This is a genomic window from Micromonospora sp. NPDC047074 (assembly GCF_040643815.1).
GTDB lineage: Bacteria > Actinomycetota > Actinomycetes > Mycobacteriales > Micromonosporaceae > Micromonospora.
Map to the genome: position 1 here is coordinate 24,993 of NZ_JBEYVB010000054.1, position 12,410 is coordinate 37,402.

At 75.3% G+C, this 12,410-nt stretch carries 9 protein-coding genes; 6 read left to right on the forward strand and 3 right to left on the reverse strand.

Annotation, left to right across the window (positions count from 1 at the left end):
• Genes ABZ809_RS32440 through eccD form a run of 3 tightly spaced genes read left to right on the forward strand, consistent with a single transcriptional unit; the run spans position 1 to position 4,136 of the window.
• Positions 1 to 2,409, forward strand: coding sequence for a hypothetical protein (locus tag ABZ809_RS32440; RefSeq protein ID WP_357566462.1), 2,409 nt, complete (start codon positions 1 to 3; stop codon positions 2,407 to 2,409).
• 54 nt (positions 2,410 to 2,463) lie between these two features.
• A complete protein-coding gene (locus ABZ809_RS32445; protein ID WP_357566463.1) occupies positions 2,464 to 2,766 on the forward strand; it encodes a YbaB/EbfC family nucleoid-associated protein in 303 nt (100 codons plus the stop codon).
• Positions 2,763 to 4,136 (forward strand): type VII secretion integral membrane protein EccD, encoded by a 1,374-nt coding sequence (eccD, locus tag ABZ809_RS32450; protein ID WP_357566464.1) that lies wholly within the window; start codon positions 2,763 to 2,765, stop codon positions 4,134 to 4,136. Before ABZ809_RS32445 ends, eccD begins: the two co-directional genes overlap by 4 nt.
• On the opposite strand, the gene ABZ809_RS32455 is transcribed toward eccD, so the two are convergent.
• Positions 4,133 to 5,245, reverse strand: coding sequence for a type VII secretion protein EccE (locus tag ABZ809_RS32455; RefSeq protein ID WP_357566465.1), 1,113 nt, complete (start codon positions 5,243 to 5,245; stop codon positions 4,133 to 4,135). The two genes, eccD and ABZ809_RS32455, sit on opposite strands and share 4 nt — an antisense overlap.
• Positions 5,246 to 5,343: 98 nt before the next feature.
• On the opposite strand from ABZ809_RS32455, the gene eccB reads away from it, so the two are divergent.
• A complete protein-coding gene (gene eccB / locus ABZ809_RS32460) occupies positions 5,344 to 6,783 on the forward strand; it encodes a type VII secretion protein EccB (RefSeq protein WP_357566466.1) in 1,440 nt (479 codons plus the stop codon).
• On the forward strand, positions 6,780 to 7,430 hold the full coding sequence (locus ABZ809_RS32465) for a response regulator transcription factor (RefSeq protein ID WP_357566467.1): 651 nt from the start codon (positions 6,780 to 6,782) through the stop codon (positions 7,428 to 7,430). Before eccB ends, ABZ809_RS32465 begins: the two co-directional genes overlap by 4 nt.
• Before the next feature lie 78 nt (positions 7,431 to 7,508).
• On the opposite strand, the gene ABZ809_RS32470 is transcribed toward ABZ809_RS32465, so the two are convergent.
• Positions 7,509 to 9,863 (reverse strand): RICIN domain-containing protein, encoded by a 2,355-nt coding sequence (locus ABZ809_RS32470; RefSeq protein ID WP_357566468.1) that lies wholly within the window; start codon positions 9,861 to 9,863, stop codon positions 7,509 to 7,511.
• 292 nt (positions 9,864 to 10,155) lie between these two features.
• On the opposite strand from ABZ809_RS32470, the gene ABZ809_RS32475 reads away from it, so the two are divergent.
• A complete protein-coding gene (locus ABZ809_RS32475) occupies positions 10,156 to 11,394 on the forward strand; it encodes a hypothetical protein (RefSeq protein ID WP_357566469.1) in 1,239 nt (412 codons plus the stop codon).
• A 53-nt stretch (positions 11,395 to 11,447) separates the two neighbouring features.
• Here the strand turns inward: ABZ809_RS32475 and ABZ809_RS32480 are convergent.
• The coding region (locus tag ABZ809_RS32480; protein WP_357566470.1) for a M23 family metallopeptidase at positions 11,448 to 12,410 on the reverse strand (963 nt) is incomplete at its 5' end.

Sequence of the window (12,410 nt, forward strand, 5' to 3'; positions counted from 1 at the left end):
GTGACCGGCGCCCTTCCCGTCCTGGCCCGGGGCACCACCGACCTGTCCGGCGTACTGTCCTGGCTGCTCGACCGGTACGCCACCGTGCTCACCGAGTACCGCCGGCAGGTCACCGGTGACCCGGCCGGGCTGCGGGCCACGGCCCATTCCTATCTCGCCGTCGCCGACCGGGCGGCGGGGGTCTCCACCGAGCTGGTCCACCGCCGCCGCGGGCTCGGCACGCACTGGCACGGCTCCGCGTACGACGCGTTCGGCTCCGCCGCCGGCCGGGTCAGCACCGGGCTGGACGGCACCGAGGCGCGACTGCGCCGGCACGCGGCGGCGCTGGAGCGGGCGGCCGGCGGGTTGCAGGCGGCGGCCGGCACCGGCGACGTGGTCATCGCCCGGTTCCGGGCCAACGCCCAACTCCTGGTGGCCGCCGCCCGCGCGGTGCCGACCAGCCAGGTCTCCGTGCTGATCGAGCAGGCCCGCGGTGTCGGGGAGCAGGCGCTGACCGCGATGCGTGGCGTCCACGACCGGCTCGGTGTGGTGCTGGCGCAGGTCGCCACCGAACTCGGCGGGCCGTCCGCCGACGGCGCCGCCGGATCGGCCGCCGCTGCCGGCGCCGACGGGCGGGCCGTGGCGGAGACGGTACGCGCCGCGCTCGCCGGGGACGCCTCGCCGGCACAGTTCCGCCAGGCCATGGCACAGCTCGCCGTGATCACCGACCGGGTACGGGCCGGCCAGCCGCCGTCGGCCGCGGACAAGGCGTTCCTCACCTCGTTCTACGGGGCGCTCGGCGACCGGGTGTTCGACCTGCCCGGCTACGTCAACGCCACCGAGCACCGCTACCAGACCAGCCTGTTCGGCCTGTTCGGGGAGACCGCTCCGGGCTTCGCCGCCGCCGACCGGCAGGAGATGCTGCGGACCGTCGGCAACGGCATCCTGACCCTGTCACGGGATCCGGCCGACCTGCCCGCCGCGGTGCGCGACCTGGTGCACACCCGGGCCGCCACCGAGACCAACATCGGCACCAACTCGTTCGGCTTCACCCAGGAGGTGCCCTCGACGCCGGGCCGCGCGCCGCTGACCGGGGTGCTCGGCGAGACGGTCTACACCAACCGGCTCGACGTGCCCCGCTACGCCCAGTGGGAGGCGCTGTCCCAGCTGATCGGCGCGGCCGACCGGGACCTGGTCGCCGGTGCCGACTACTCCGCGGCGGTGACCCGCCGGGTCGGCGAGATGGCCGACGTCACCCAGCGACTCGACGACCTCTCCCGGCACAACCCCGACCAGCCCGGGTACTACGTGTCGACGAACGACGCGGTGCTCTGGGACAAGCCGCGGGTGGATGCGACGTTGACCTCGCTGCTCGACGTGTCCACCCGCAACCACGTCGCCGACGCGGCGCTGGCCGGCGACGGCGAGACGCTGCGCCGGCTGGCCGGCTTCGGGTGGGCCGACGACGGCGCCACCGCGGGCCGGGTCGTCGACTGGATCGGCGCCGCGAGCGCCGACCCCGCCGAACACGACCTGGCCCGCGGCGCGTACGTCAACCTCACCCAGACCGTCACCGACCCGGCGTCGCTGCCGCAGACGCTGGCCGCGATGCGGGAGAACCCGCACTTCGCCGAGGCGATCGCCCGGGCCACCGTGCCCAACATGGACCTCTACGCCCAGCCGCTCGACGGGCTCGACACCAACGCGGCGGCGCAGCGGCTGGGCAGCACCGACGCCCGGCACATGCTGATGCTCGCCCAGGTCACCCAGGACGGTCGGGACGAGATCAACGCGGCCGCCGACCTGTACCAGGAGTACGTGCTGCGGCAGGCCGACGCCGGCACGATACCGATGGAGCAGGCCGGACGGTACGCCGGCAACGTCGACGGCCTGACCAACGCGGCGGCCGCCAACGCCATCTGGTACGCCAACGTGCAGGACGCCGAGCAGGCCACCCGGACCGCGCAGGAGGCGTACGCCCGGCAGGTGGCGGTCGCCAACGCCGTCAAGGAGGTGGTCGGATTCGGCGTCGGCAAGCTGCCGGAGGTCGGTTCGTTCGCCGGGTTCGCCTTCGGGCAGGCGGCCAACGCCGTCACCGGCGCCATGCAGGCGCCCGCCGTGGTGCCGCCGCAGAGCCTGCCCGGCGACGTGTTCCACCACCCGCAGCTCACCGGCAACGGCACCGTCTACACGGCAGCCGCCGACCTCGCCAGCTACGAGCTGCGCACCGGCGGAACGGCGCCGACCGTGCCGGCCGGGGCGCTGCACGGTGCCGCCGCCGAGGAGGCCGTACGGTGGGCCCGGAGCGACCCGGGCCGGGCCGACTACATGGACGCCTACACCAGCGCCGCACAGTACGTATATCTCGGAAACCTTGCCACGCATACCCGTGAGTCGATCCAATTCGACGTGCAGGGGCGGCGGCCGTAGGCCCGGACGGCGGGCGCGGCACCGGCGGCGGTGACACCGGAAGGGAAACGACAGATGGAACCGGCGATCGAGGACCTACTCGCCCAGGTGCGGGAGCAGCAGCAGCGGATCGAGGACATCCAACGCTCGGTGGCGACCCTGGAGCTGACCGGGTACGCCGGCAACGGCGACGTGACCGTGAAGCTCAAGGGCGACGGCCGGTTCACCGACGTGGTCATCGACCCGCAGGTGCTGCGCCGGTACGACGCGCACACCCTCGGGCAGCTCGTGCTGGAGGCGGTGAACGACGGCCTGACCAAGCTCGCGTCGGCCAGCGAGGCGAGGTACGCCCCGCTGCTCGGCGAGGCCCAGCAGTGACCACTGCGCTCGCCCCCCGGCGGGTCACCGTGGTGGCGCCGCACGCCCGCCTCGACGTGTCGTTGCCGGTGCAGAGCACCGTGGCGGAGCTGCTTCCGCAACTGGTCCGGCTGCTGGCCACGAACGCCGACCGGGCCGGCGGGGCCGGCTGGGAACTGCACCGCTTCGGTGGCCCGCCGCTGGACGGCGCGGTCACGGTCAGCGGCGCCGGGGTGCGCGACGGCGAGGTGCTCTACCTGGGCACGGTCGACCGCCGGGCCACCCCGATGCTCTTCGACGACGTGGTGGACGCCATCGCGAGCGCCGCCGCGGACCGGCCCGGCGTGTGGCGGGCGGCGGTGTCGCGCAGGGTCGGCGGCGCGGTCGCCGCGCTGGCCTTCACCGCGGTCGCGGTCGCCGTCGGACACAGCGGGCTGGCCGCGTCGACCACCGCGCTGCTCGCCGGCACCCTGGCCCTGGTGCTGCTGGTCGCCGGCGGGGCGCTGTCGCGGGCCTTCGGTGACCGGGGGCTCGGGGCGGCGGTGGCCGCCGGTGGCCTCCCGGCCGCGACGATCGGCGGGCTCACGGCGACCGGCGGTCTGGACGCGGCGATGGGGCTCACCGCGGGCCGGCTGGCGCTGGCCGGCGCGGCGGCCACCCTCTACGCGGCACTGGCCGCCGTGGTGGTGGCGGAGCAGCGGTTCGCCGCCGCCGCGGTGGCCGCCGCGGTGGGCAGCCTCGGCGCGCTCGCCGACCTGCTCACCGCCGCCTCGCCCGCCTCGGTCGCGGCGGTCACCTGCTGCGCGGCCGTGGTGGCCAGCCCGGCGCTGCCGATGCTCGCGCTGCGGCTCGGCCGGATGCCGCTGCCCGGCGTGCCGACGGACGTGGAGGCGTTCCGCCGGGACGAGCGACCCACCCTCGGGCCCGAGGTGGTCGGTGACACCGAGGCCGCCGAGCGGATCCTGACCGGGTTGCTGTGCGGCCTGGCGGTCATCGTGGCCTGCTGCGCCGGGATCCTCCTGCTGACCGGCGGTCGCTGGGCGTGGACCCTGGCCGGGCTGGCCGGCGTGGGGCTGCTGCTGCGGGCGCGCGCCTACGTCGGCCTCGGCCAGCGGGCGGCACTGCTGGTCGCCGGCGCCGGGTCGGTGCTCGGCCTGGCGGCGCGGGCGGGCCTGGCCGGCGGTCCCGGGACGCGGCTGCTCGTGGCCGGGCTGATCCTGGTGACCGGGGTGGTCTGCGCGACGTACGCGGTCCGGGCCGCCGCCAACACGCCGTCGCCGTACTGGGGCCGGATACTGGACGTGGTCGAGTTCCTGGCACTGGTCGGTCTGGTGCCGGTGGCGGGCGCGGTGCTCGACATCTACGGCGCGGTACGCGCATGGGGCGGCTAGCCCACGGGCAGGCCAGCCAGCGGCAGCGTCGCCCAGGCCGCCTCGGCATGCGCCCCGTCCAGCGGCACCAGCTTTCCGTCGAGCCCGGCGGTGGCCTGCCGGAGCACCCCGGCGACGGCCTCCCGGGCCGGACCGGCGGGCACTGCGAGCCGGATCAGCACCGTGCTTCGGGTGCCGCCGCCCCGCTGCCGGTCCCACCGCGCCGAGACGGCGCTGACCAGGGCCGGTGCGGTGGCGTGCCGGCGCAGCAGCGCCGCCACGTCGGCCAGGTCGCGGGCCGCCCGGCGCGGTCGGTAGCAGACCTGGTGCAGCAGGCCCAGCGACCAGGAGTGCCAGGTCTCGGTGCCCGGCTCGCCCCCGCGCCGTGGGTCGACGCCGAGCACGGTGGCCCACGCGTCCCGCAGTTGGCCGCCGTCGAGCGTGGTGACCTCGTGCCCGGCGGCGCGCAGGTCGGCGGCGAGCCGCAGCGCGGCGACCCCGGCGGCGCGTACCGCGCCGGACTGGCCGCCGCCGCGGGCCCGCACCGCCCGGGCGGCCGTCCCGGGGTCGAGCCGGATGGCGATCCACCGGGCCGCGCCGCCGGTGCCGGGGGAGCACCAGTCGACCAGTTGCGCGCCGGCCAGCGGCAGGTCGGGGTCGTCGTAGCGGGCCAACAGCCGGCGCAGCAGGTCGTCGAGGTCACCGCCGGGTTCGACGCGCAGCAGCGCGCTCCACGAGTTGCCGTCGCCGGCCAGCCCGACCCGGTTGCCCGCCCGGTCCGCGTCGGTGCGGATCCGCAGGGCGGGCAGCGCCGGCAACGCCCGTCGGGCGCGGTGCCGGAAGCGGTGCCGGACCAGCACCCAGTCGGACAGCCACCGGCCGCGCCACCGCACCCCGGTACCGATCACCACGGCCGCGGCGGCTCCGGTGGCCGCCCCGCCGAGCGCGTCGGACGGGCCACCGGCGGCGACCGCGCCCAGCACCGCGGACTGCCAGAGCACCAGCCGTCCGACGCCGAGGCCGCGCAAGCTGCGTCGCCCCACGGGCGGTGCGGGCATCGCCGGCACGCCGGGGCGCCGCGTCGTGCCGGGCGGTGCGGCGGTGGCGGGTGCGGGTGCGGCTGGTGGCATCGCGCGGCTCCCTGGGCTCGATCTCGTCGTCGATTCGTACCTTGCATCCGTAGTTCTAGTGCACCAGGGGTGCACCGCACCATGGCGGGGACCATCTAATGTGGACACAGCGGGACCAATTGCAGGCGTACCAGTTCCTGCGCCGTCGCCTCGTCTCGGCGTTGCAGGTGGGCGACGCCAACCACCCGGTGTCGCCGAGCCGCCGCCTGGTCATCGGGTGCGCGCTCGGTGCCGCGGCGGCGCTGCTGGTGACCGCCGGCTTCGGCGTGTACGGGTTCCTGCGGCCCGGCGCGAACACCGACTGGCGCAAGCCCGGCCAGGTGGTGATCGAGAAGGACACCGGCGCGGCGTACGTGATGGGCGCCGACGGGTTGCTGCACCCGATGCTCAACTACGCCTCGGCACGGCTGCTCGCCGGCGGCGACGGCACCGCGACCAGCCGGGTGTCGAGCAAGTCGTTGGCGAAGGCCCCGCGCGGCGTACCGCTCGGGATCCCGGGCGCGCCGTCGTCGTTGCCGGCCCGGGACCGGCTGCTGACCGCGCCGTTCACCGTCTGCGCGCGGACCGCCCAGGGCCGACCGGCGGGTACGGCGCCGGTCACCACGGCGCTGGCGGGGGTGCCGCCGGTGGGTACCGAGGTGGGCGCGGCGTCGGCCCTGCTGGTCACCGGTCCGGACGGCACCGGGCACGCGTTGGTGGCCGGGCGCCGGCACCGGATCGCCGACCGGGCCGCGGCGGTGGCCCTCGGCTACGACGCGGCACGCCCGCTGCCGGTCAGCGCGGCCTGGCTCACCGCGGTGACCGCCGGCCCGGACCTGCGGCTGATCACGGTGCCGGAGGTGGGCGCCGACGGTCCCCGGGTCGGTGACCAGCGCACCCGGGTGGGCCAGGTGCTCGCCGCCGCGACCGTCGGCACCGGGCCCCGCTACTACCTGGTCCGCGCCGACGGGCTGCGGGCGATCGGGCAGACCGAGGCGGCGCTCGTGCTCGGAAATCCCGCCAACCGGGCGGCGTTCCCGGGCGGCGCGGCGCGCGAGATCGCGGTGACCGCGGCCGACGTCGCGCAGGCCCGGCCGGTGACCGGCGCGGCGGTCGACTACCCGGACCGGCTCGCCCCGCCGGTCGCGGTATCCGGCGACGGGCTCGCGGTGTGCGCGACGCTGGACGGTGACCGGGCGGTGGTCCGGCTCGGTGCCACGACCGGCGTGCCGGCCGGCGCGGCGCCCGCCGCGGCCGGCGGCGGCTCCCGGGCCGACGAGGTGTTCGTGCCGGCCGGCCGGGCCGCCGTGCTGCGCGAGCGGCCGACGCCACAGGCCGCCCTCGGCGCCGTCTTCCTGCTCACCGACCAGGGCGTGCGGTACCCGGTACCGGACGGCGACGCGTTGCGGGCGCTCGGTTACGGGGCGGTGCGGCCCACGCCGGTGCCGCCGAGCGTGCTGGCCCTGTTCCCCACCGGCCCGGTGCTGGAGCCCGCCGCCGCCCAGCGGCCGGCCCCGGTCGCGGTCCGGCCGGCCGACGACACGGGGGAGTCGCGGTGACCGGGGTGCCGGTGATCGAGGTGTCGGTGGTGGAGGACCATCCCCTCTACCAGGCCGCCCTGGTCCGCGCGCTCGGGGAGGCTCCGGACGTCCTGGTCGCCACCACCGCCAAGTCGGTGGAGGAGTTCGCGGCCTACCGGCAGCCCGGTGGCGGGGTGGTGATCCTCGACCTGCGGCTGCCGGGGGTACGCGACGCGGCGGCGGTGGTCGCGGTGACCGGGATGGGCCACCGGGTGCTGGTGGTGTCCGCGCACGGTGACCAGGCCGACGTGCTCGGCGCGATCGCCGCCGGGGCCCGGGGATACCTGACCAAGGACGCCGACGCCGACGAGATCCTCCGGGCGGTACGGGAGATCGCCGCCGGCAACACCTACGTGTCGCCGACCCTGGCGTCGATCCTGCTGGACTCGTCCCGCGGCCGGCAGCCGCTGTACCGGGTGCCGCTGTCCGAACGGGAGCGTCAGGTGCTGTCGCTGCTGGCCGCCGGTGAGCGGGACCAGGACATCGCGGAGGCGCTGGCGATCAGCGTCCGGACGGTGCGGTCCCACCTGGACCGGATCCGGGAGAAGACGGGACGCCGGCGGCGGCCGGAGTTGACCCGGCTGGCGATCGAGGAGGGGATCGCCGCACCGGCGCAGCACCGCTGACGGCCGGCGGGCGGCCCGGGTCGGCCGGCGCGGGAGACGACGGTGGCCGCCTCGCGGGCGAGGCGGCCACCGGTTCGGTCAGCGGAGGTAGATGTTGGGGCGGGGCGGCGCGGCCATCCCGTCGCCGATGAAGTAGCTCGGGTGTGGCGGCTGGTTGTAGGCGGTGTTCTGCCAGGCGATCGCGACGCGGTACTGCGAGTCGTGCATGAGGGTGGGGATGCGCCGGTCGGTGACGGTCGGGGTGCTGTAGATGCGCAGCGCCGAGGAGTCGGCGAGCCGCCAGACGACCTCCTCCCGCCAGTCGCCGAACAGGTCGCCGGACAGCGCCGGGGTCGCCTTGGTGGTGTTGTTCGACGCCACGCCGCTGCCGGTGAGCAGGCGGGTGTCGCCCGAGGTGCCGTACTTGTCGATGCGGGTGCCGTCGAGCAGTTCCCGGACCGGGTCGGCGTCCCACCAGACGAGGAAGTTCGTCGAGGACGGCTTGCGGCCGACGTTCTGCCCGCTGATGCCGGTCAGCCCGGCGACGGAGGACGACCAGGACTCGGCGCCGGGGCTGCCGGCCCAGACGTCACCGGCGACGCCCCGGCCGTTGTCGCACGAGCAGGCGGGGTGGCTGTAGACCGCCACACCGGTCCGGGCGTCGGCCATGTAGTCGGTCGGCCGGGAACCGTCCTCGGACGGCTTGAAGACCTCCAGGCCGGCGCGGCCCGGAATGAAGTCGCCGACGTGCAACGCGTCGCCGTGGCCGTAGCCGTTGCGCCACAGCAGCGCGCCGTTGTCGTCGATGGCCGCCGAGCCGTACATGATCTCGTCCCGGCCGTCGCCGTCGGCGTCGGCCACGGAGAGCTGGTGGTTGCCCTGGCCGTACGCCCCGGTGTTGCTGGTGCCCGAGTCGTACGTCCATCGGTGGGTGAGCGCGCCGTTGCGGAAGTCCCACGCGGCCACGACGGCCCGGGTGTAGTAGCCCCGCGCCATGATCAGACTCGGTCGCTGCCCGTCGAGGTACGCCGTGCCGGCCAGGAACCGGTCGACCCGGTTGCCGTAGCTGTCACCCCAACTGCTGACCGTCCCCCGCGGGGGCAGGTAGTTGACCGTCGACCTGGCGGCGCCGGTGAGGCCGTCGAACATCGTCAGGTACTCGGGCCCTGCCAGGATGTACCCGGAGCCGTTGCGGTGGTCGGCGGTGGCGCTGCCGACGACCTGGCCGGTGCCGGAGCGGGTGCCGTCGGCGGTCTTCATCGCGACCTCGGCCCGGCCGTCGCCGTCGTAGTCGTACACCTGGAACTGGGTGTAGTGCGCCCCGGCCCGGATGTTGCGCCCCAGGTCGATCCGCCACAGCCGGGTGCCGTTGAGCTTGTACGCGTCGACGAAGACGTTGCCGGTGTAGCCGGACTGGGAGTTGTCCTTGGCGTTCGACGGGTCCCACTTCAGGATGATCTCGTAGCCGCCGTCGCCGTCGACGTCGCCGACCGAGGCGTCGTTGGCGGAGTAGGTGTAGGCGACCCCGTCGGGCGTGGTGCCACCCGGCGGCACCTGTAGCCGGACGTCGAGGTAGCCGTTGGTGAACTGTAGCGCCGCGGCCGAGTCCGGCTGCTCCACGCCGTTGACGACCGCGCGGACGGTGTAGGCGGCGCCGGCGGGTGCCCCCGCGTCGAGGTGGTTGGTGGAGTTCGTGATCGGCGTGGCGTTCACCTTCGTGCCGGCGCGGTACACGTTGAAGCCGGTGGTCGCGGCCTCGGTGCCGAGCAGGCGCCAGGAGACGAGGTTGGCGCTGCCGGAGCGGACGCTGACGACGCCCCGGTCGAGGTCCTCCAGCTGCCTGCCGGTGGCCGGTGGTGGGGTCGTGGGCGTTGGCGTGGGTGGGGGTGTGCTGCCGCCGACCTGGTTGAAGAGCCACTGCATGCGGGCGACGTCGGCGCAGGTCTCCTGCACGATCGGGTTGTTGCCGGCGGTGGAGCCGTCCTTGTCGCTGACGCACAGCCCGCTCGCGGTGCTCGTGACGCGGTACTTGCCGGGCGCGGCGGACGAGGCGGTGAACGACCACAGCTGGTTGGGCTTGGTGCCGTCCCCGCAGCCCCACTGGTGCAGTTGGATGCCGGAGGTGGTGGAGCCGGACGGCACGTCGACGCACCGGCCGCTGCCGACGTTGACGAGGTTGAACCTGTCGGCGCTGGCCACGACCTTCCACTGCTGTCGCGTGGCGCCGGCCGAGCAGGCGGCCTGTTGCAGCAGGCCGCCGTTGTCGACGGAACCGCCGGCGACCTCCAGGCACTTGCCGCTGGCGGCCACGGCGAGGGTGTAGACACCGCCGTTGACCGGCGCGGTGGCCGCTTCGGCGGCGGGCAGCACCACCAGCGCCACCACGGCGGCCGGCGTCGCCAGGGTGGCGGTGACCAGCAGGGGGCGGATTCGGGGCGGGGACCTTCGGGGCATGGAACGCGTCCTCTCGGGCTCGGTGGCGGCACTCTCCGGCGGCGCCGACCGGGTGACCGGGCGGCGCCGCCGGAGCGGTCGGGCCGGCCACCCCGGGCGGAGCGGCCGTCCCCGTCGTAGATGAGCCGACCCGCGACCCGACAACCCTTTTCCGCCGATTCGGCGGGCCACCCGCCGCCGGTGGCGTCCGCCACCTGCTGTCCTGGCGCTCGATCGAACCCTGCCCGCCTTCTTGTCGTACCAGCTCTGATCCGCACCCGGTCCTGTCGGACCCCGGCAGTACGTTCCTGCGGTGACCGACATCCACCCCGGGCAGTTCGCCACGCTGCTGCACGCCTACGGCTGGGCCAGCGACACCCCCGGGCACCTCGCCGCGCTGGCCGGTGACGACGCGGCCGGCAGGCGCGCGGCGCTGGAGCACCTGTGGTCGGCCGTGATCCACCAGGGCACTCCCTGGACCGCGACACCACCCGCCGCCGTCGCGGTCGCCGCGTTGATCGGGGATGCCCGGCTGTCCGGCGCCGCCGACGCGGAGCTGCGGGCGAATCTGCTCGGTTTCCTCGCCGCCGTGGCCGACGCCGGGCAGTCGGGTGCCGCCGAACTCGACGACCTCGCCTCGCCGGCCGGCATCGACGTGGATACCGCCGTGGCCGCCGCGCTCGACGCCGACGACGAGTCCGAGCTGTTCGCGGACGAGGTGCTGGCCAACGCCCTGTACGCCCGTGCCGTCCTGGGCTGCCGCGACGCCGCCCCCACCATGCTCGCCGCGGCCACGGCCGCGCTGTCCGACCCCGAACCGACGGTACGCGCCGCGGCCGCCCACGCCGTGAGCGCCTGCTGCGCGGTGCTGGCCGCCTCGACCGGGGCCGCCTCGACCGGGGCCGCCTCGACCGGGGCCGCCTCGACCGGGGCCGCCACGGCCGAGGCGACGACGCTCGCGCGGCGCCTGGACGCGCTGGCCGCCGGGGCCGGGCCGGCCGAGCGTGCCGCGTTGGTCCTGGCCATGGGCGAGCTGGGGCTCGCGCCGCGCGCATACCTGGACGATCCGCACCCGGGTGTGCGGGCCTGCGCCGCGTTGGCGCCCGCACTGGCTGCCGACCCGGCCGCCACCGCCGAGATCCTCGCCGCCCTGGCGGACCCGGCCGCCACCGACGACTGGTTCACCCACCGCCTGCCGCAGATGTCCACCCGGATCCGGTTCACGCTCGTCGCCGCGCTCGTCGCCCGGGTCGACGATCCCGAGCTGTTGCTGCCGGCCGCGCTGGCCATCGCCCCGATCGCCAGCCCCTACACCGTCCGTAGCGACTGGGGGCCGCTGCTGCACGCCCTCTTCGCCGGCCGCGCCGCCGACACGCTGTCCCCGGTGCAGCGCCGCTATCTCGGTGCGCTCGTCGCCAACGCGGATCTGTGGGATCCGCGTAACGGCACCGTCGGCCTGGTCCTCCGCGACGCCGGCCTGCCCCACGACCGGGAGGCCTGCCGCGACCTGGCCACGGGTGGCCCATCGCCGGCGAGCCGGAACACGCGATGAAAGGAAGGGCACCTTGCTAACGCTATGCGTTAGCAAGGTGCCCTTCCTTTCACCTACTGGTTGGCGAGGACGACCTGGCGGGCGTTGACGACGACGTCCACCCAGTACGAGTTCAGGTTCGGCTCCTTCACCCGGGCCCAGCCGCCGGACACCACGGCGATCCGGTTGCCGGCGACGTCGAGGTCCGTGGCCCCGGTGGCGACGTGGTCCCAGAGGCCGTTGAGCGGGCCGGCCTTCACATAGGCGTTGCCGCTGTTGTCGCGCACCGCGATCCGGTAGCCCTCGACGACCACCTGCCTGCCCGCCGCCTGGTTGACCCAGGACGCGTTGAGCGGTCCCTCCTTGACCTTGGCCGTGCCGCCCTCGACGACGCCGATCCGGGCCCCGTCGAGCGACAGGTCCGTCGCGCTGGCCGCGACAGTGTGCCAGGACGCGTTGACGGACCCCTCCTTGACCTTCGCGACGCCGTTCTCGATGACCCCGATCCGCCCGTCGGCCGCGTCGATCACTGTCGTGTTGCTGGAGATGTGGGCCCAGTTCGTGGCGTAGAGCCCGTCCTTGGCCCAGGCCCTGCCGTCGGTGCCGAGGACGACGTAGCGGTCACCGTCGACGACGACGTCCCTGGCGTTGTGGAACAGGGTGACCCAACCGGCGGTGAGGCCGCCGACCTTCACCTCCGCGGTCCCGTTCGTGCCGATCACGGCGATCCGGTCGCGGTCGGCGGAGACCCTGGCGACGCTCGTCTTGATCTCGTGCACGGTCCCGTTCAGCGCCTCCTTGGCCGCGAGCGTCCCGTTGGTGCGCACGACCAGGACCCGGTCGGGCACGGCGCCGACCGGTGCCAGGTCCGCGAACGGGAGGTTGATCGGGGCGCCCTTGGTGACGGTGCCGCCGCAGGCGTACGCCGGGGCGATGTTGTAGACCGCGCCGTTGCGCCGGATCTCGAAGTGCAGGTGCGGGCCGGTGGAGTTGCCGGTGCTGCCCACGTACCCCAGCACCTGCCCCTGCCCGACCTG

Coding starts and splice junctions, on each gene's coding strand:
- ABZ809_RS32445 (WP_357566463.1), top strand. CDS start 2,464: ATGGAACCGGCGATCGAGGACCTACTCGCCCAGGTGCGGGAGCAGCAG.
- ABZ809_RS32470 (WP_357566468.1), bottom strand. CDS start 9,863: ATGCCCCGAAGGTCCCCGCCCCGAATCCGCCCCCTGCTGGTCACCGCC.
- eccB (WP_357566466.1), top strand. CDS start 5,344: ATGTGGACACAGCGGGACCAATTGCAGGCGTACCAGTTCCTGCGCCGT.
- ABZ809_RS32455 (WP_357566465.1), bottom strand. CDS start 5,245: ATGCCACCAGCCGCACCCGCACCCGCCACCGCCGCACCGCCCGGCACG.